This window comes from Gilliamella sp. HK2 (assembly GCF_001690265.1).
Classification (GTDB): Bacteria; Pseudomonadota; Gammaproteobacteria; order Enterobacterales; family Orbaceae; genus Gilliamella; species Gilliamella apicola_C.
Window position 1 is genome coordinate 54,875 of sequence record NZ_LZGV01000043.1, and the last position, 20,291, is coordinate 75,165.

Consider the following 20,291-nt stretch of genomic DNA (forward strand, 5'->3'; position numbering starts at 1 on the left):
TTTTGGGCCACTAGGTCGTCGCTTTCCTTTGAGAAATGGACGACAAAATAAGGTATTTTGGAGCGTGGTACAAACTAAATACTGATCAATATACTTAATGTATTAATCAGTAAACCATAAGATACAGCTTGCAATAAAAGGATTAATGTTATTATTTTTTTTAAATAAAAACTTTAATAAAATCAATGGGTTTTCTGACTGATTTTTATTGTGCTAGAACTTGATTTGAATGGGCATACCGTATCGGTTATCTCAATACCGTTTAAGATGACCTAATCATATGAATAGGTTTGTTATGTATTTTTCAATGCAAATAATCTAACAACTCGTTTAATAATTTTCATTGGTTTATCCTTTTTTATCATCAATTTCTTTGACTTCTTTATTTAAACCCGAAGAACACAAATAAAGCTCTTGTGCATACCAGATACACTTACTTTCAACTGACAACAGACCGGCAGTGCCAGATACGATGACAACGGTTGCTTCATATATTGGTACTTCACCGTCTTGGGTGGTTGATGAAGTACACATGCGCTTTTTTAGCATTTCATTGGCTATTTTTAGTGCTTTGTTTTCTGTTTTTAGCGCGATAATTTTTGGTGGCTCATTAGTTAGCTCACGGTTACTGGTTAGGATTAAGTTGCTTAACCCATTTATCCAGCGTTGATTTACCAATACCTAAATGATTAACGATTTCAGCTAATGAAAGACGGGCATTAGATAAAGCATAATTCACCGTCTGCTGTTTGAACTTTGCACTCAATTTTTTGTGCCATAATGTGTTCGCTTATGATTGTTCGTTATAGCATATTCGTTATATTATAAAGGTGACATTTGCCGATTTTAGGGCGAGGATCAACATCATGTATTGGTATGCTAATTTGTTAGGTGCTAAAGATAAAGTTCACTTTAAATCTGTGGAGTAACTTCGACAGGAGACCAAACTGAACATTTCCACTGTATAAAATGATTAGTTAGAATTTGTTTGATATAACTTTCAAATTCAGAATTAAAATATTCATCAGATATTATTGTTATTTCAAGCGTATAATGCTCATCACACAATAATTCACTAAGCATATCAATTTTGTCTATAACGGCTATGCTAAAATTGGCCAATTCAGCTCTGGCAATATAACGACCTTTTTCATCTTTACAGGATAATTTACATTGAAATGCCGATGCTATCTTAGCCTGTATTTCTTGGAATGATTCATTATTATCAACTAATACAAAAGTTAACCACCTTGTATTTATATTCATAGAACTATCAACCTTACCAGCCAATTTAATATCACAGTATCAACTTCAACTATGATCTTATAAAAATATTCCATTCTTGCCACATCACAAGATCCATTGTTTGTATGTTAGCAAGTTTTTTTAATATTACCAATGTGTTGTTTAATATCAAAATGGATCTATCTTAACAGACCACCTTGGCGTAAAATTAGGCATCTTAATTGCCTACTTATCATATTAAGATGCGATATTACTTCAGCTAGATAGATTTGTGCTTTTAATCCATCTTACTTATCTCGGCGACGGCTTGTTAAGCTTTTGGGCTAGCTCCTCTACACATTCCTGAGCTATTTTTTTGTATTTTATCGCATTTTCTGTAGAAAAATTTTCATCAATCATTTTATAAAAGCCATCAACTGTGCCAAAAAAGCCATTTGCTTGAATAGCAAATCCCCCATTAGCCCAACAAGCAAAAATGGTTGTTAAGTTGCCTTGGTTGCTTTTGCGATAAACTATATTCTGTACTTTATCTACATCTAAATATATACCACAAGCAACGGATAAATTTTCAGGTAATAATTTGATTTTGGTTGACTCTATATTCAAGCGACCACCAATAAATAAATTTTTAGGCAATACTTGAATGTCTGTATTAGCAACACTTAAATATCCTCCTACCGATAAATTTTCTGGTAATGTTTTTATTCTGGTATTTCTTAAATTTAGATAACCGTTAACAGAAATTTTTTGAGGTAATTGTTTGATATGGGTATTTCTTAGATCAAGATCTCCCCCAACAGTTAAGTTTTCGCCTAATAATTGAATATTGGTATTTGCTATGTCTAAATCACCGCCAACCGATAAATTTTCAGACAATCTATTAATTTGGCTATTTATTAAATATATGTCACCACCAACCGATAAGTTTTTGGGTAATGTTTCGATATCTGTATTTGCTAGATTTAAATTGCCACCAACCGATAAGTTATCCGGTAATGTCTGAATCATTGAATAGGTAAGATCTAAATTGCCGCCAACTGATAAGTTATCTGGTAATGCTTTAATCATTGAATAGGTAAGATCTAAATTACCACTAATTGATAAGTTTTCAGGTAATGATTGAATATCTGTGTGAGCTAAATTCAAATCACCACCAATAGCCAGATTTTCAGGTAGCGCTTTGATGTCTGTAAATTCTAAATACAAATTACCACCCACAGATAAATTATCCGGTAAGACTTTAATTTTAGTGATCGATAAATTTAAATCCCCACTAATTGTAAAATCATTCGGTAAGGCTTGGATTTCGGAGTCTGTTAAATTCAAACTACCATGAATAGCCATATTTTTTGGTAGTATTTGTATTTTTGTTTTACTTAAATTTAAATCACCATGGATAAGTAAATTGTCTGGCAAGACACTAATTTCTTTGTTTCTTAAACGCAAATTATCATTAATGATAACTTTATTATCTTGAACAACGTGTTTTACCCCTTTTTTAGTTAGTAATTCGAGAAATTTTTCCATAGGTTATTTCACCAATAATAAGCACTCTTCTAATTTGATATCACAAGTTATATACAATGAATTACTCAGTTAGAAATTGTCTTTGCTTTTGTCCGATTACAAGTTTGGATTACTTCATTCGGGGTTAGTTTTAAATATAATTACTACATTCGTTTTCTAAATCAATTAATAAGCTCTCAGCATTAACAATAGGAGTGCTTGATAACGTAGGAATGGAGAAAATACCAACTTGAGTTCCTTTGGCTGATAAATCAGGCAATAATTTATTCATTATATAATCAAGCGATAATGCCTTAGGTTTATAATTCTTCCAGCCACCTAAAGCACAATTTGCAGCATATTCACGAGCAGGCCATAATATAAGAACTTCATTATTGTTATCATTTCTACCGGTTAAGGCAAACCCGTCATCGTCTAAGACCCAAGCTACTTCGTTATCAACAATTTTTTTTATGGAATAAATGTATCTTTCTTGGCTCCCTTTATTTGACATAACTTCAACTTCTTTGGTCGATAAGACTATCATAAGTGAATACTCCTTATATTTTTGCTTACGTCTAAATAAATTGTTGTAATCATAATCATCGTGTCGATGCTAAAACTAAGCTCGTTTTTTGCAGTTTAGCATACTAATTAAGATTCAGATCACTCAGCAACTCAATCCATTCTAGCAAGATAAATCTTCTATAGCAGGATTATATTACCTAAAAATATTGTAATGCTATTCCGTTTATCTGTCTAAATATTGTCTATGATGCCGAATTTTTTACTCAATTGACGTTGTAACTATCTCTCAAATGCTAACTATCCCCTAAAATAGTACAGCAAAAAAGTAGAAAATTGGAATGGCAACACATTTCAAATAAAAATTAAGGGGATAATTACAATAACGTTTAACGACGTATTTTGATACGAGCAATAAGAATTTCATCAGCCGAACAATGTAACAGCGTGATACCCAAATGTTCTCTTTTTGCAAATCAAAACCAATTCGCCTTGTACCATAACAATGATAGCTTCGGTTAAATAGCGTCACTACTTTATCTGCATAAAATCCTACTGATTTTTGTTTATTCAATTTACATTAGTAATAAGCATAATATCTTGATAATACGAAATATTGACATCGTTTTGTCGTGCTATAACGATGTCGGTTTGCGTTTAGGATAGTCATTTTCACCCCATAATTAGTGCAGCTTGCTTTAAAATATCGTTTTCTATGCGGCGCTTTTTTAAGCGCTTTGCGTAAACCCTTAAAAAAGTTGTATGATTTAGTGTAACCGCTCCGAATTGGACTTATTATAAAGACGGTTGGAGAAGCAAAAAACCATTCCAAGAGGCAATTGATTTAGCGCGAGAAAAATAATGTGTATAGAATTCTTTCATAGTGAAGTCATTAACTTTTTAAATTACCACTCTTTATTTACTTTAAAATTAGACGATAGAACAAATTTTTTATATGAAAATGGAATACTTGATGAGCAATCTATGGCTCTTTCTAAGAAACAGATTTACAACAATGATATTTTAGATAGTTATAAATTATCATCGTTAGTTAGAAATAAATACTTAGAAAACAAAATAAAAGACATTACCGGTAATGATATAAAAATAATTGATCATCCAGATAGTGAAATTACTGGTGTTGCTTGTATCTCATGTCGATACCTTGTTTTCAAGGATTATGAAGATTCGATTTTTGAAATATGTCCAGTTTGTGATTGGCAAACAGACCAATTAAATGAAGATGGATATAGTAAATTAAATCAAAGTTATTTAACCTCTTATATAAGCACTTCTTTATACAAAGAAAAAGTACTGCAATATCAGGATGTCTATATAAGAAAATAGCATAAATTCTAAAATAAATGCGCCAGTCTGCACCACGAAGTATTATGCCCCTAAGGATAGTTGAGCATCGAATTCAAAGACTACTATAACAGCTGCTGGCAACACAAACACTCCCCTGCGAGGTTAGCATCCCATCCTACTCACATCCTGACAGAGCGCATCTACCAGTACGACAACCTCGGCGGGTTAGTTAGCATAAAAACACAGCAGATATGATCCTCGCAAAAAATGGCAAATGAAATTGTAAAAAAGTGTCACATGTTATCTACTACTGGATCTGTTTTAGTTAGCCTAAAGCGTAGGGCTATTCTTGAAAGTGTAGAGTATTTATGATCCTATTTTTGATGTAATGGGTCGATACGAAATTAAATATTATTAAAAAATAAAATGATAGAAGCTGGCTCAATAATTAGATATGTGTAGGATCGTGATTTATAGCATCAGGTTTACTGGTGAATTTCACAATGAAATGTCGCAACAAACCTAACTGCATCCAAAGCAAACAAAGTGTTAACAACAGCTAGCGTTACCGCTATTTCTACGACCGCCTTATCGAAAAACATCAGCTAGACAGTGCAGGCGTCCTCTTGCAACGTTAAAAAACAGAATAATTGTTTTGAACAAAAATATCGTTCGATCTAAAGTATTTTTTATATGATATATGAATATAAAAATATTTGATTATCCTAATAGCTATTGTTTCGAATCTGAATCAGATCAGATTGCAAATTATGATTTTTGTTTTAGTGGTGGGTCGGATTTTATTTCACTTAAGCTTGCAAATCTGCTGTCAGGTTATAAAGGTTTTTTAAAAGAGGTTAAATGCCTTGATGCCAATGCCATTATCAATGGTCAGAGCAATTCAGACTATAACGTCTTAAATATTCTTCATTCATTATCATATATAGGCATAAGCCTGATAGTGAACCAATATTAAATTATTTGCCTAATAAATCAAAGAAGTTTCATAGAATTGTCTTTAAAAAAATATCAAAGAAAACTTTTATATGGCAAGATATTAGGAATCTCAAAAACATGTCGTTATTTCCGATAAGCTAAGGCAATTCTTTGTTGATAATAATGCCAAAAGAATATATTTATAACGACTTTTGTTAGCATGTGTCCTAGTTATTATTAGTTTTATGTATAATCGTAACTATCGCTAAAATAGTGTAGAAAAAAGTAGCAAATTCTTCATGATAAAAATAAAAAGGGTTGTATGAAGTTATTATGTAATCATTGTAAAAAAGAATTTATAACATCAGAAGAGCAAGACCTTTTTATCTCGGTTTCTCGCCAAAAGAATATGAAATTCATTATGATAAAATGCCATTATTGATCAATGAGTTATGACATTAATTCGATGCTATTAAATAAGCCAGAGGATAAACAAACTGCTGTTGTAAATGGATTAAAGTGCCCTAAAGAAACATGTGCAGGTATTGTTTCTTATATTGAAGATGTCCCCCCATTTTTTGGTTGTGGTCAATGTGGTAATGTGTGGTTTAAAAAAGAAGACTTATATAACGACATTAAAAACATAATTGCTAAATACCCTTATAGAAAACAAGCATATAATATTGTGAATGATAAATACTTGCCTGCTTTAGATAGCGAAATTCCCTCATGCTATGATGATCAAGTAAACTTGGAACAATAAATCAATTTTAGACAGATAATAATGGTTAGTTTAGCTACCTAGTGACTGGGGAAGCCAATATTGCAGTGCGGATTTTAATCGGTTAGTGTTAAAGCATAGACTTAACCAAAGCATGCTCTATTACAGATCCCAAAGATCCTAATAAGAAAAATCATCTCCTTGTTTATAATTTTAATTTAGGTAATTTTAAACTAAATGAAGTTGGAACTATTTTCACCCACCAGATATTATCAATGTTTAGTTATCATCCTAATTTAATAATGATTATTTGTATAATAAACTAAACCATCATTACTTCTAATAAAATGTTCCAATATCTTCATTGTATAATAGAGTATGTAATTGCCTCTTATCAACCTTACCGATAGCCGTTATAGGCATTTCATTTAGCTCAATGACTTTTTTCGGCATTTGATAACGAGCCACTTTACTACGCAGCCAAGTAAACAATGCTTCGTTAGATAAAACTTGGTTTTTTCCTAATATAATAAAAGCAACAAATCGTTGTCCAAATTCATCATCGTTGATGGGTATGACTGTGGCTTCTTCAATTGCTGGATGCTCTAGTAACTGTTGTTCAAGATCATAAGGATATGCATTTTCTCCTGCTGATACAATCATGTCATCTTTTCGACCTTGTAAATAAAAATATCCATGTTGATCTTTATACGCTAAATCACCTGTTGAGATCCATTTGTTAGCTTGTATCGACCATGCGCACTTAATCCATAATTCGCCTATTCCTTTAACTATTTCCTGCCCATCTTGCATTAATTTTATATGTAATCCGTTAATTGGGCGGCCAATACAACTGGGTTGTTTTTCTAAATCTTCAGGTGTGGCAATTGTACATATACCGGCCTCAGATGTACCATATAAATTAAATAGCATTGGCCCCAATTTATTTTGTGTTTCTTGAACAAGCGTTTCTGCTAAAGGTGAACCACCACTAATAATACATTTCAAACTTAGTAACTTGGTGTGATCATACTTAAGTAAACGACCTAGCATTAACGGAACTAAAGTAATAACCTCTATTTTATGTTTATCTAATAACTGGCTAGCTTCTTGTGTTGTAAATTTTTTATGTAAAAAAATAGTAGAGCCGAGCAGTACAGCTATGCAAAATGTAGCAATACCAAACCCATGGTAAATTGGTGTTGCGATATAAATGCTTGAATACTGATTAAGTTTTAATTTTGTAAATAAAGCAGTAAAAGGAATGATAAACCCTTTAGCTTTTGTGCTGCGCCCCGCTATTTTAAAATTGCCTGTTGTGCCACTGGTTAATACAATGATTTTGGGAAAATGACACACTTTTCTTTTTTGTGTTGTTTTCATTAAACGACCATTTATTAATCGTTGAATAGAAGGAAAATTGTCGTGATAAGTTAATAGGTTATTTTCTTTCTGTAAAAATTTAATCTCTGGATCATGAATAATTAAGTCAAATGAATACGCTTCGTCTAGTTTTTTAAATTGTGTCGCAGACATCTGTGCATTTAATAAATAGATATCTGCGCCCAATACAGATAAAGCAAAGAGAGTGTGTGCTAAATAAATGTGGTTATAAGCCATCACTGCAATCTTCTGTTTAGCTTTAACACCATAAAAAGTAGCTAGTTGATCAGCTAAATGTTGTGATTGTTTATATAGGGTACAAAAATTAATATTATCTTTTTCATCTTGAAACGCAATTTTTTGTGGGTAAAACCGTTTGCTTATATAAAGCAACGTCATTAAATTGATGCCGACAACTTTTATTGCACAAATTAAATACCAAATTCCTCTAAAGGTTAATAAGTTACATTGATAGAGTATTTTTAAAGTCTTAATCATTTTTTATTCCGTAAATAATACTGTGTTATTTTTAACCATAATGGATATAATAAAACGGAAGTTAGTTGCGCCCATATACTCCACCAAGGCTTATAATATGTCTTACGGTTAATCAATAAGTTATTAATACGCATTGCAGCCTGTTCAGCGCGCATTGCTGGCGCTTGTTGATATGCTTTAGTTGGTGCTATCATTCTAGTCTTAACCAACGGCAAATAGGTGCTAGAAACGGTGATCTTGTTGATAGCAAGCTCACTACTGGCACAATTCAGCCATTGATCAAAAGCGGCTTTAGAAGCTTGATAAGCTGCCCAGTAGGGGGTTGGCGCTAATAATACATTAATTGCTGATACGTTAATAATTTGCCCTTTATTTTTTTGTAATTCAGGAATTAATGCTAAGCAAAGTTTCACTGGAGCAAAATAATTTAATTGCATTGTTCTTTGAAAATCATGGTATCTGTCTAATGATTGCATAATTGGACGACAGATAGATTTACCAGCATTATTAATAAAAATATCAATTGTAAATTGAGATAATATTTTTATAAACTCGTTAAGCTGTTGCTCATCGGATAAATTGACAGAAAAAACGTGCACCGTTGCTTTTTGACTGGTTATCTGTTGCTTTATCGTTTCTAGTTTTTCTGTTGTGCGCGCGACTAAAATGAGTCTACAATCAATGTCTGCTATCTGATAACAAAGCGCTTCACCGATACCAAAAGTAGCACCAGTAATCAACACGGTTTTATGATGTAATCGCTGGGTAAGGAGTGCTTTATTTACTTTTATAGGAGGAAATAGAATAAATTCCAAACATCGCTTTATCGCGTTCATTGTTTTTTTATTTTTCTCTTTAAACAATAAATACCGTGTAGAATAACATAGAATTTATTATTTATTACTCATAAATAGGCGACAGTCAAAACTGTAATTACCAGATTAGGTAGCAGTTTAAACTTAATCTAACAGACGCTAACGACTTATCAGAATTCATTTTAACAAAATGAGAGCCTCGCCAAAAAATGAACCTATGTCATCTTTATGATATAACTAACAATCATAGGAGGACATTGTGGCCAAAAAATTTAGCGCACAAACTGGTGAAGTACCAATATATAAAGCAACATTTGTTACCATACCCATTATTGCTAGTCTGCCGTCACTGAGAAGTTAGCGTATCAGATTACTATACTTGGCTAAAACCTGAGCCTAAATCAACGGGGTTATTTGAGAATATCAAAGCACTTTATTGTTAACATAAATCCTGCTCAAGCACACCCAGCTTAGTACATGATATCAGGGACAAGGGCTAGGATGTATCATAAAGAAAGATTAGCTGAGCATGATAAAAATTAGTCAGAAAGGACATTGATTTTATTTGATTTTTTATTTGTAACGCGACGAAAAATAATGGCATTAATCCTTTTGCTACAAGCCTATCATTATGATGTGCGGACTAATACATTAAGCATATTGATAAGTATTTAGTTTGTCATTCACCCAAAATTCCTTATTTTGTCGTCAATTTCCTAAAGGGATATTATACCTACTAGCCAATGAAACTAAATATTACAGTGCGGATTTTAAGTGATTAGTGTTACAGCATGGAATTAACTAAAGCATGATTCGCTACCTATTATTTAAACGCTATACCCAATTTTTTGGCGAGGATCTGATTGGCTCACAGAAAAATTGAAGTGGCTATCGGCTTTGGTTAGGTTAAATGGTATAGAATCCTGAATAATTTTTACAAATAGATTCTAAAGTAAATATCCAAATCATAAATAATTTATGACAAAACATAATATTTGCGTGAATTGATTTAAATAAAGTGTGCTTTTTTATAAAACAAATTTTTATAAAACAATTTTTGGAAAAAATATTGAATCTAGCACCATAACAGTATGAATATTTTTAATATGGGTTATTATAATATTGAGTAAAAATGCGAGCATGTAGATATACATCAAATGCTTCGCCATACGATAATGATGGCCAATGTCAAAACAATTGCAACGGTTTATCCTAAAGGATATTGTTAATGATTAATTTAATTATCCCCCCTGATTCTATTCGCGTATCAAAAAGTAAAATATCAACGCAAATATTCTCAAAAATATATTTTCAGATCGGGAACATTTTCTTTCCTGATGAACAATGGGATGATTTTACCGTAGTTATATTAAATTGGTGGTTAAAAGAAGCTTGTAAAATTCAGCAAAATAACATAACTCATTTTTACTTTATGGATGGACCTTTTTATTTTGAAGTTTTTTGTATTAATAAAATTTGTAAAATCAAATTTATAGATAATCGGTTTGATAAAAAAGAAGTCGTATATAGTGGTGAAATAGAATACACATCTTTACTGAATTTATTAAAGAAAAATGCAAATTTATTAATTCGAAGCTTACCTATGGAAGCCGAAAAACTAAAAGATGTCATAGAATTAAAACAAAATTTAAAATTAATACAAACTCGATTCTGTAAATAAGTTTGTATTTTTGTCTATTTTTATATTTATCTTTGGTATCAACATATGCTTTTCTACTTTACGAAAATAATGTTATTGATTACGAAGATGAGATGTATCTAACATTGCAATTCAATAGATTGTCAATAATTCATTGTGTCTTGATTTTTATCATTGGTTTAATGGAATACCTAAGTAGCTAAATATTAAGGTTAATACGATCGATAGCTTTACCATATTGGTAAAAAAATAAGATTTAAGCAATGATAATTGAGGCGTTCTCGATATTATAATTACAGTGAGCGCCTTATAATGTTTATTTTGATGCGGGCTATAAATGAAAATTAAACAACAAAAATTTGAAGTGAAATATTACTGGTCTCCAGATATCGGTGATCCTTGGCTGTGGCAGCCAGAAGATAATGCAGTTTTTTATTTATTAGAGATGAATATCGGTATTACTGGCGAGGATAATTCTGATATTTACTCAATCATTGTCGCAACTCCAGAAGGAATACTCAATTTAAATAAGGGTAGAATTCAACAGCCAAAACGATATAAAATTTTATTATTAAATCAATATGATTGGGATAAAGTTAGACAATCCATAGATGAAAAGCTGGCTTGTATAAAACCTGCTGATGGTATCCCCGCTTTTGATAAATTAGCGAGTGATTTTTATTGGGAATATGACGGTATGCCATAATCACCGCATTTTGTAATTGTGCATTTGCTAGTTAAAAGTGATGATTAATTTTATTACACAAATTGTGTAATCAATTAGCTGTAATAAAGTTGCTTATTGCACATAACCTATTGGGGATAGGTATACGTCTACAACTAGCTAGCAAGAAAATGCCAGCCTATTGTCAATAATGCTTTTATTATTGATTAATTCAAAGGATAGCAAAATGCCTTCATAATTAATGCCAAGGACAATTAATTGTTCATCGACTTTATAGTAGTAACGCATATGATCTTCATAAAGATGATCTTTAAGAATATAATTATGATTAAAGGTATCGGTTAAAATAAACGGGGAGCCTAATTTAAACTCAAAACCCAAGAAATTCAAAATTTGATTGGCTTTATCAAGTAACAATATATTATCTATCACTTCATCAATTAATAAAACTTCAATATTATCGGCAATATAAAAAAACATAATTTGATAACCACAAATATCTGCTGTTCCTAGAATATCGGCATAGGCAAAATCTTTAATGGTATTGCGTTGATCTGAATTAAAAAAATAATTGATATCAAGCGAGCTAAATTTATTTTTATTATACATATCCCAAACCTAAATTTTGTACAACCACATAACAATTTGGGGGAGTAAAATTCGCTATGTGGTTGTAAATGAAGATTTTGATAATGAAGCGCAAACACTTCATCACCGCTCTACATTGGCACGCCAATTCATTATTAACGGATTGATGTTAAATTAGCTATGGCTTTGGTACAAGGCATCTAAAATAGAGCGTAATTGTTTGGCGTCTAATTGACCCGGTGCCGAAGCATGTTTGGCAGCGCCAAAGGTCATTGCTGAGCCAAATGTCGCACCTGCAATACGGCTCACCACACCCAGCCCAGCCATAGACATGGTAATAATGGGGGTGGTTGCATGTTGTTGGTTCATTTCGGTGGTTGCTGCAAGTAGTGTTAATACATCATCTGTTGTTTGTGGCATGACGGCAATTTTAGGAATGTCAGCACCCAGTTCCTGCATTTTCCTTAATCGGTAGATAATATCACTTTTGGATGGTGTTTTTTCAAAATCATGGTTTGATGCGACAACAAATACCTGATTTTTGTGTGCAACGGCAATAATATCTTTTACATCATCATCACCAATAAATAGCTCAACATCAATAAGATCAATAAGCCCACTACACGCCATTTCTTTATTCAACTGAATATAAGATGCGAGTGGCCAAGGTTTAACCCCCCCTTCATTTGCGGTTCTAAACGTAAATAAAATCGGTTTATTGGGCAGTAAATCGGCTATGCTTTTAGCTGCTTGTTTTACGGCATTGATATTGTCAACTTGAGTAAAGTGATCAACACGCCACTCTAAAACGTCAAAATCAATAGATTGTAAAAACTTAACTTCATCAATTAATTCTGCTTGAGTCTTACCCACAATAGGTACAATAATTTTAGGTGCACCCAAACCGATCTCAAGTTCTTTTATGGTAATTGTTTTCATTTCATATTCCATTAGCTAGCAATTGCATTAATAGACGGTGATTTTATAACGCTTAACAATATTTATCACTGATTATCCATCGTGAATAAAATCGTTAAAAACTTAGATTATTCATTAATCATTAAAACCCATTTGTTCTTTCACATATTCAATCGGTGCATCTTCACCCGTCCAAATTTTTATTTGAGCAGCACCTTGCCATAGCATCATGCCAATACCGTTTAATGTTCGGCAACCTTGTTGCTCCGCCATTTCTAATAGCTTGGTTTTTCGTGGGCTGTAAATGCAGTCGGTAACAATAAGATCAGGTCTTAACATCGTGGCATCAGTAATTAAGCTTTGCCCCTCTAACGGCTTCATCCCAACACCTGTTGCATTACAAAGCACAACACTATCTGCAATCTCTTTGCGTAATTGATCTTTATCGGCGAGATCGATAACACGCACATGGCATTGACTCGTTTGATTCAATTTTTTCGCAATGGCTTCTATCTTTGTATAGCATTCATCTTTTTGATTAAAGATGGTGATTGCTTTTACTCCATCAAGTGCCGCTTGTACAACAATGGCGGTTGCCGCACCCCCCGCTCCAAGAATGGTTATTTTTTTGCCTATCACATCAATATTGGCTTCTTTAAGCATACGCATGTAACCCATTCCGTCTGTGTTATAGCCAGTTAACACACCATTATCATTGGAAATCGTATTACACGCGCCACTTAATTCAACGGCCGGCGTTAACTTATCAAGGTACTGGCAGACAAGCTGCTTATTGGGCATTGATACCGCACTGCCACGCAAACCTAATGCTCTAAGTCCTTTAATTGCATCAGCAAGTTTTTCTTGATCAACTTCAAATGCTAAATAAACATAAGGAACATTCAATTTTGAATAAATCGTATTTTGCATTTGCGGGGATAAACTATGGCGAATAGGGTAGGCCATTAAACCAATTAATAAAAAATGTCCGTCGATATTATTTCTCATTAACAACGCTCCACAATAACTTGACTTTAATATATTGACTTTAATATAAAAGCTTTTATGCTTAAAATGACTTCAGTAACACGAATTTGGTTTTGTCTATTGCAAAACAGTGAGTATACACTATCAATTGCACTTTCAATACCTATCGCCTACAATAATAAGCTTTGCTTCTTAACTAAGAATCTATCTTATGAATACAATGCTTGATTTGTTCTCGTCAATAAATGCAGTTGTGGTTGCGGTAATTTGTATGTTAATTTTATCGCTTTGCCGTGTCCATGTTGTTATTAGCTTAATCATTGGGGCATTTGTTGGCGGTTTATTTAGCCATTTATCGTTAAAAGAAACCATTGATGCCTTTAACACAGGCATCAGCAATGGGGCAAATATTGCACTTTCTTATGCCATGCTAGGTGCATTTGCTGTGGCGATATCAAAATCTGGCTTACCAGAATTATTGGCAGATAAAGCGATTAAACAGCTGACATCAAGTGATGCTAAAAAACGTATCAAATGGATTTTGATTGTTATTATTGGACTAGTAAGTATTTCTTCTCAAAATGTAATTCCGATTCATATCGCCTTTATACCTCTTTTAATTCCGCCCCTATTATATGTGATGTCACGGCTACAGCTTGATAGAAGAATGATTGCGTGTATTATGACATTCGGATTAATTACTCCTTATATGTTTTTACCGGTGGGATTTGGCAATATCTTCTTGCACCAAATCTTATTAAAAAATATTACCGCATCTGGCATGGATGTAAGCCATGTTAATGTAATGCATGCCATGGCTATTCCTGCGTTAGGTATGTTTGTTGGCTTATTATGGGCTATCTTTGTTAGTTATCGTAAACCAAGAGAATATAAAATTATTCGTAGCGAAGCGAATCAAGGTGCTGTAAAAGAGGTGAATAAGCATTCACTTATTGTTTCATTATTGGCAATTGCGTTATCTTTTTCCGTTCAACTTTATACCGGCTCAATGATTTTAGGTGCCTTAATTGGTTTTATTTGCTTTATTGTATCGGGATCGATTAAATGGGGCGAAGCGGATGGTGTTTTTACTGACGGCATCAAAATGATGGCAATGATCGGCTTTGTGATGATTTCAGCGCAAGGATTTGCCGAAGTATTAAAACAAACGCATGAAATTGAACCGCTTGTTATTAATAGTGCAGCTTTATTTGCAGGAAATAAAGTGATTGCTGCCTTTGTAATGATGCTAATTGGCTTGGTTATTACATTAGGGATTGGCTCTTCATTTTCAACCGTCCCAATCATTGCAGCTGTTTATGTGCCACTTTGTGTACAACTTGGTTTTTCACCGATTGCCACGGTATGTTTAATTGGCGCATCGGGTGCGATTGGTGATGCAGGATCACCACCATCAGATACTATTTTAGCGACATCGTCTGGATTAAATAGTGATGGGCAACATGACCATATTCGAGATAGTGTTATCCCAACATTTACCCATTTTAATATTCCGTTATTTATTGCTGGTTGGATTGGATCTTTAATTTTATAAACTAATCACAATAGATAAATTAAGGTTGTCATGATTTATGAATAAAAAATTACACCAAAATATACGAGCTGTTTGTGCGCAAGCTATTTTTAATGTATTAGAAGAAGGGCAATCATTAAGTGCCACACTGACTGCTTTGCATCACAAAATAGCGGATAAAGATCGAGCACTAGTGCAAGAAATGTGTTTTGGTGTGATGCGAGTATTACCCGAGCTCAATTTTTATATCCATACCTTAATGAGTAAGGTTTTGACAGGTAAAAATAGGGTTTTGCACTATTTATTGTTAGTGGGTATTTACCAGATCCTTTATACACGTATTCCCGAACATGCCGCTGTTGGTGAAACAGTTGATGCAGTAAATACTTTGCAAAAGGCGCCATTAAAAGGATTAGTTAATGGCGTGTTACGTGAGTTTTTGCGTCAGCAAGCATCATTACAACAAAAATTTATGCAAGATGATAAGCAACAAAATAGCCGAACATTACACCCAAGTTGGTTATTGACTCGTATAAAGCAAGCTTACCCACAGCAGTGGCAAACAATTATTGATGCGAATAACCAAAAACCGCCAATGTGGTTGCGGGTTAACCAAAACCAATATTCAATTCAAGAATATCAAAAACTGTTAGCAAAACAGCACATTGAGTCAGAACCACATGATCAATTACCTTGTGCATTGCGGTTATTATCGCCCGTCAATGTTGCTAAATTACCCCATTTTGATGACGGTGCAGTGACAGTACAAGACTTGTCTGCTCAGTATGCTGCTTATTTATTAGCACCACAAAATGGAGAGCAAATTCTGGATCTTTGTGCGGCACCTGGTGGTAAAACCACGCATATTTTAGAGGTAGCGCCAAAGGCACAAGTGTTAGCTGTGGATGTGGATGCAAACCGAGCCAAACGTATTGATGAGAATTTGACTCGTTTAAAACAGCAGGCGGAAGTCAAAGTTAGTGATGGTTTAACGCCAGAGCAGTGGTGTGAGGGGCGTTCATTTGACCGTATTTTATTGGATGCACCTTGCTCCGCAACAGGCGTTATCCGCCGTCATCCAGATATAAAATGGTTACGCCGAGATAATGATATTGCCCAATTAACTGAGCTACAACATGCAATCTTAACTAATATTTGGTCTTATTTAAAAATTGGTGGTACTTTAGTTTATGCCACTTGTTCAATTCTACCAGACGAAAATAAATTACAAATTGAGCGTTTTTTACAAGAAAACACCAGCGCCAAATTACAAGGTGAACTTAAACAATTTTTACCTATTGAAAATGGTGGTGATGGTTTTTTTTATGCGGTTTTAAAAAAGCATAGTTAATACAACATAAAATATGATGATTTATCAATTATTATAAATCATCATATTGATTTTTATTGGTTATATTTATTTATGATTTCAACTAACTGTTGCCCATGTTGTCGTGCTTTTGTTTTTATTTTAGCTTGCATTTCTTCAATCTCTGGTGAAATACCATATAAAAGTATTGGTGGCAGATATTCCATTTGCGTATATAAAGTTGATACTTTGACGGGCTCTAATAAATTATCCATTAAATCGTTGTGATATTTTTTATAATTTTGTTCTTGTTGTCCTATGGTTAAACTTGGTAATAGTTTTTTACCTTTTAATTTATCGCCTTTGGAGCCATAAGCAAATTGGTAAGTAAATACTTCATCAAACCATATTTTTAATATTGCCGGCATGTTAAACCAATACATTGGATATTGTAAAACGATAAGGTCATGTCTGAGTAATGCGGCTTGCTCCTCTTGTACATTGATTTGATAGTTTGGATAAAGCTTGTGAATATTGCGAATTTCAATATCCTCAACTTTATCTTGTAATGTTTCGATAATTGTTTTATTGGCGATAGACTGTTTAATATTGGGGTGACCTAAAATAATTAATGTCATAATGATACTTTTTTCCTTTTTTGCTGTTAAAATGATAGTTACTCTAATTAGTTTATTTGTAAATAAACTTATAGCAATATCTATCAAACTTGATAGTTAGGTGAATTAATGCAAATAGATGAACAAAGACCATTAAAACGTTATAACAATAAAACTTATTATTGCCCTATTAGTTTGGCAATGGATTTAGTTGGTGGAAAATGGAAAGGGGTAATACTTTATTATTTGCTTTTTGGTGAAAAAAGATTCAGCGAATTGAAAACCATTATTCCTCATATTACCGATATGACATTAAGTATACAACTTAAAAAATTAGAGGAAGATGGGTTAATTACTCGACACGTTTTTGGTGATAAACCCCCTTTAAAAGTTTTCTATAAATTAACGCCATTTGGCGAAAAATTAGGGCCTGTATTAGAGCAACTTTGTTCATGGGCGTTGAATATTTAAGATTGATATAAGCATTGAGGTGGAATGATTAAAGGCAACCTACGGATTTATCTATTTTGTTAAAAAAGTTTCAGATAACTATGTGTTTAAGTATAAAAAACTAAAAAAATCACACAATCCTAACTTGGACAATCTTTAACAGTTATGGTAAATTTTGAGCCCGTTTTATGTTAGGAAGACTTTCTGATATGGCTTACACCCTCACCTATAATGATTTACCTGAAAATATCCAACGCTGGCAAGGCTTACCACTTTCATTAAATGGCTGCGAAGTGGTGCCTTTAGATTATAATGCAGGTAAAACAGGTTGGATTATTTATGGCAAAAAGCTAAATAAAACAGTATTGTCAAAATTCCAAAATCAACTTGCTATGCCAATGGTAATTGTTTCATCTTGGAAAATAAAAACTTATCAGATTGTTCGTATTGCTGGTGTTATGCCTAAAAAAGCCAAGGCTATTTCATTAACATTAGGCATCGATGTATCGCCAATTGACAATTTACCAACACTCCATTCACCAGGATTATTGGTTATGGATATGGATTCAACGGCAATCAAAATTGAATGCATAGATGAGCTGGCTAAATTATATGGTGTAGGTCAGCAAGTTGCGGCTGTGACTGAACAAGCAATGCATGGTGAGCTTGATTTTGCAACCAGTTTACGAAATCGGGTGGCAACTTTGAAAGGAGCACATCAAGATCTTTTACAGCAAGTAAAAGATAACTTACCGCTTACTCCTGGATTGACCTATTTAGTCAAAGAATTGCATAAAAAAAATTGGCATGTTGCTATTGCATCAGGAGGATTTACCTATTTTGCTGATCATTTAAAGCAGAAACTAAAATTAGCGGATGTTTATGCTAACGAATTAGAAGTCAAACATAATAAATTAACGGGCAAAGTAATTGGTCAAATTGTCGATGCAAAGTATAAAGCGCGAACTTTACAACAATTAGCGACATCACTTGATATACCTATTGAGCAAACGGTGGCTATTGGTGATGGCGCCAATGATTTAATGATGCTACGTATTGCGGGTTTAGGCGTTGCCTATCATGGAAAACCTAAAGTGGTTGAAAAGGCTAAAATTAGCATTAATTATGCAGATTTAACTGGGTTATGGTGTATTTTATCAACCAGTTTATTAAGTGAAGGTTAGGAGATTAAATTGGCAAAAACCGTTAAACGTGCTTATGTTTGTAATGATTGTGGAGCAGATTATCCTCGTTGGCAAGGTCAGTGTAGTGCTTGTCATGCTTGGAATACCATTACTGAAGTTAGGCTAGCAAGTACTTCAACGCGCAATGATCGATTAACGGGTTACGCAGGTAGTGGTGTTGGTCAAACAAAAATTCAAAAATTATCCGAAATCAGTTTAGAAGCGCTACCAAGATTTTCAACCGGTTTTTCCGAATTTGATCGTGTGCTTGGTGGAGGCGTTGTACCGGGTAGTGCGATTTTAATTGGTGGTAATCCCGGGGCAGGTAAAAGTACCTTATTACTACAAACCATGAGTAAGCTTTCATCACAAATGAATACGCTTTATGTGACGGGTGAAGAATCACTTCAGCAAGTGGCCATGCGTGCACACCGATTAGGTCTACCTGCGGATAATCTTAATATGTTATCAGAAACCAGTATAGAACAAATCTGCTTATTGGCTGAGCAGTCGCAACCTAAATTAATGGTGATTGACTCTATACAAGTTATGCATCTTGCTGATATTCAATCCTCACCGGGGAGTGTTGCGCAGGTTCGAGAAACCGCCGCTTATTTAACGCGCTTTGCAAAAACAAAAGGTATTGCCATTATTATGGTTGGGCATGTGACGAAAGATGGCTCGCTAGCAGGGCCTAAAGTGCTTGAGCACTGCATTGACTGTTCCGTTTTATTAGATGGTGATGCTGATTCTCGTTTTAGAACATTGCGTAGCCATAAAAATCGGTTTGGGGCGGTAAATGAGTTAGGTGTGTTTGCGATGACCGAGCAAGGGCTTAAAGAAGTCAGCAATCCATCCGCCATCTTTTTAAGTCGTGGTGAGGAAATGCTACCCGGCAGTTCGGTTATGGTATTGTGGGAAGGTACTCGCCCATTGCTAGTTGAAATCCAAGCATTGGTTGATCACTCGATGTATGGCAACCCAAGGCGTGTGACAGTAGGCCTTGATCAAAATAGGCTGGCATTATTGCTTGCAGTGTTACACAGGCATGGCGGATTACAAATGGCCGATCAAGATATTTTTGTGAATGTTGTTGGTGGCGTTAAAGTCACTGAAACTAGCGCTGATTTGGCATTGATTGCCGCATTAGTATCAAGCTTTCGTAACCGCCCATTGCCACAAGATGTCGTTATTTTTGGCGAGATTGGTCTTGGTGGTGAAATTCGTCCCGTACCAAGTGGGCAAGAACGTATTTCTGAAGCGGCTAAGCATGGCTTTAAAAAAGCGATTGTACCTATTGCGAATATGCCTAAGAAGAAGCCCGAAAATATGCAGATTTTTGCCGTGAAAAAAGTGTCTGAAGCGCTAGATATTTTAGGTGATTTTTAAAAGCGATATAAATGATTAATAAAACATTAACTA

At 33.8% G+C, this 20,291-nt stretch carries 20 protein-coding genes; 9 read left to right on the forward strand and 11 right to left on the reverse strand.

Annotated elements, in window-relative coordinates:
- Positions 1–348 precede the first annotated feature (348 nt).
- The 5 genes from A9G45_RS03830 to A9G45_RS14925 all read right to left on the reverse strand — a co-directional run bounded on the left by A9G45_RS03830 (position 349) and on the right by A9G45_RS14925 (position 3,808).
- Entirely contained in the window at positions 349–678 is a 330-nt protein-coding gene (locus tag A9G45_RS03830; protein ID WP_065567381.1) for a hypothetical protein, read from the reverse strand.
- Positions 679–912: 234 nt separating this feature from the next.
- The gene (locus tag A9G45_RS03835) at positions 913–1,266 is read right to left on the reverse strand and encodes a hypothetical protein (RefSeq protein ID WP_065567382.1); all 354 of its coding nucleotides are present in this window, start codon (positions 1,264–1,266) and stop codon (positions 913–915) included.
- A 270-nt stretch (positions 1,267–1,536) separates the two neighbouring features.
- Positions 1,537–2,772 (reverse strand): hypothetical protein, encoded by a 1,236-nt coding sequence (locus A9G45_RS03840; RefSeq protein WP_065567383.1) that lies wholly within the window; start codon positions 2,770–2,772, stop codon positions 1,537–1,539.
- 130 nt (positions 2,773–2,902) lie between these two features.
- Entirely contained in the window at positions 2,903–3,298 is a 396-nt protein-coding gene (locus tag A9G45_RS03845) for a DUF2750 domain-containing protein (RefSeq protein ID WP_218057023.1), read from the reverse strand.
- A 285-nt stretch (positions 3,299–3,583) separates the two neighbouring features.
- Complete coding sequence (locus A9G45_RS14925; RefSeq protein ID WP_442903026.1) at positions 3,584–3,808, reverse strand: transposase; 225 nt, start codon at positions 3,806–3,808, stop codon at positions 3,584–3,586.
- 329 nt (positions 3,809–4,137) lie between these two features.
- On the opposite strand from A9G45_RS14925, the gene A9G45_RS03850 reads away from it, so the two are divergent.
- Positions 4,138–4,623, forward strand: a complete 486-nt coding sequence (locus A9G45_RS03850; protein ID WP_065567384.1) for a CPCC family cysteine-rich protein — start codon at positions 4,138–4,140, stop codon at positions 4,621–4,623.
- A 1,363-nt stretch (positions 4,624–5,986) separates the two neighbouring features.
- Entirely contained in the window at positions 5,987–6,283 is a 297-nt protein-coding gene (locus tag A9G45_RS03860) for a hypothetical protein (protein ID WP_141673594.1), read from the forward strand.
- A gap of 297 nt (positions 6,284–6,580) precedes the next feature.
- Here A9G45_RS03860 and A9G45_RS03865 read toward each other — a convergent pair whose 3' ends face one another.
- The gene (locus A9G45_RS03865) at positions 6,581–8,122 is read right to left on the reverse strand and encodes an AMP-binding protein (RefSeq protein WP_065567387.1); all 1,542 of its coding nucleotides are present in this window, start codon (positions 8,120–8,122) and stop codon (positions 6,581–6,583) included.
- Complete coding sequence (locus A9G45_RS03870; protein WP_065567388.1) at positions 8,119–8,958, reverse strand: SDR family NAD(P)-dependent oxidoreductase; 840 nt, start codon at positions 8,956–8,958, stop codon at positions 8,119–8,121. The genes A9G45_RS03865 and A9G45_RS03870 overlap by 4 nt, the downstream gene beginning before the upstream one ends.
- A 1,207-nt stretch (positions 8,959–10,165) precedes the next feature.
- On the opposite strand from A9G45_RS03870, the gene A9G45_RS03875 reads away from it, so the two are divergent.
- Positions 10,166–10,618 (forward strand): hypothetical protein, encoded by a 453-nt coding sequence (locus A9G45_RS03875; protein WP_065567389.1) that lies wholly within the window; start codon positions 10,166–10,168, stop codon positions 10,616–10,618.
- A 316-nt stretch (positions 10,619–10,934) separates the two neighbouring features.
- Positions 10,935–11,303, forward strand: coding sequence for an Imm8 family immunity protein (locus A9G45_RS03880; RefSeq protein WP_065567390.1), 369 nt, complete (start codon positions 10,935–10,937; stop codon positions 11,301–11,303).
- 138 nt (positions 11,304–11,441) lie between these two features.
- Here the strand turns inward: A9G45_RS03880 and A9G45_RS03885 are convergent, their stop codons facing one another.
- The 3 genes from A9G45_RS03885 to A9G45_RS03895 form a co-directional block, all read right to left on the reverse strand.
- Positions 11,442–11,891, reverse strand: a complete 450-nt coding sequence (locus A9G45_RS03885; protein WP_065567391.1) for a hypothetical protein — start codon at positions 11,889–11,891, stop codon at positions 11,442–11,444.
- A 153-nt stretch (positions 11,892–12,044) separates the two neighbouring features.
- Positions 12,045–12,809, reverse strand: coding sequence for a type I 3-dehydroquinate dehydratase (aroD, locus tag A9G45_RS03890; RefSeq protein ID WP_065567392.1), 765 nt, complete (start codon positions 12,807–12,809; stop codon positions 12,045–12,047).
- 114 nt (positions 12,810–12,923) lie between these two features.
- Positions 12,924–13,796: a shikimate dehydrogenase gene (locus tag A9G45_RS03895; RefSeq protein WP_065567393.1), complete on the reverse strand. Its 873-nt coding sequence runs from the start codon at positions 13,794–13,796 to the stop codon at positions 12,924–12,926.
- 199 nt (positions 13,797–13,995) lie between these two features.
- Here A9G45_RS03895 and A9G45_RS03900 point away from each other — a divergent pair, with 199 nt between their 5' ends.
- Complete coding sequence (locus A9G45_RS03900; protein ID WP_065567458.1) at positions 13,996–15,330, forward strand: Na+/H+ antiporter family protein; 1,335 nt, start codon at positions 13,996–13,998, stop codon at positions 15,328–15,330.
- 37 nt (positions 15,331–15,367) lie between these two features.
- On the forward strand, positions 15,368–16,660 hold the full coding sequence (gene rsmB, locus A9G45_RS03905) for a 16S rRNA (cytosine(967)-C(5))-methyltransferase RsmB (protein WP_065567394.1): 1,293 nt from the start codon (positions 15,368–15,370) through the stop codon (positions 16,658–16,660).
- Positions 16,661–16,713: 53 nt separating this feature from the next.
- Here rsmB and A9G45_RS03910 read toward each other — a convergent pair whose 3' ends face one another.
- Positions 16,714–17,256 carry an NAD(P)H-dependent oxidoreductase gene (locus A9G45_RS03910; protein WP_065567395.1) on the reverse strand — a complete coding sequence of 181 codons (543 nt, stop codon included), beginning with the start codon at positions 17,254–17,256 and terminating at the stop codon, positions 16,714–16,716.
- Between the two features lie 108 nt (positions 17,257–17,364).
- Between A9G45_RS03910 and A9G45_RS03915 the strand changes: the two genes are divergently transcribed.
- The 3 genes from A9G45_RS03915 (at position 17,365) to radA (ending at position 20,258) form a co-directional block, all read left to right on the forward strand.
- Positions 17,365–17,706 carry a winged helix-turn-helix transcriptional regulator gene (locus A9G45_RS03915; protein WP_065567396.1) on the forward strand — a complete coding sequence of 114 codons (342 nt, stop codon included), beginning with the start codon at positions 17,365–17,367 and terminating at the stop codon, positions 17,704–17,706.
- Between the two features lie 188 nt (positions 17,707–17,894).
- A complete protein-coding gene (serB, locus tag A9G45_RS03920) occupies positions 17,895–18,869 on the forward strand; it encodes a phosphoserine phosphatase (protein WP_065567397.1) in 975 nt (324 codons plus the stop codon).
- A 9-nt stretch (positions 18,870–18,878) separates the two neighbouring features.
- Complete coding sequence (radA, locus tag A9G45_RS03925; RefSeq protein WP_065567398.1) at positions 18,879–20,258, forward strand: DNA repair protein RadA; 1,380 nt, start codon at positions 18,879–18,881, stop codon at positions 20,256–20,258.
- The last annotated feature ends 33 nt before the right edge of the window (positions 20,259–20,291 follow it).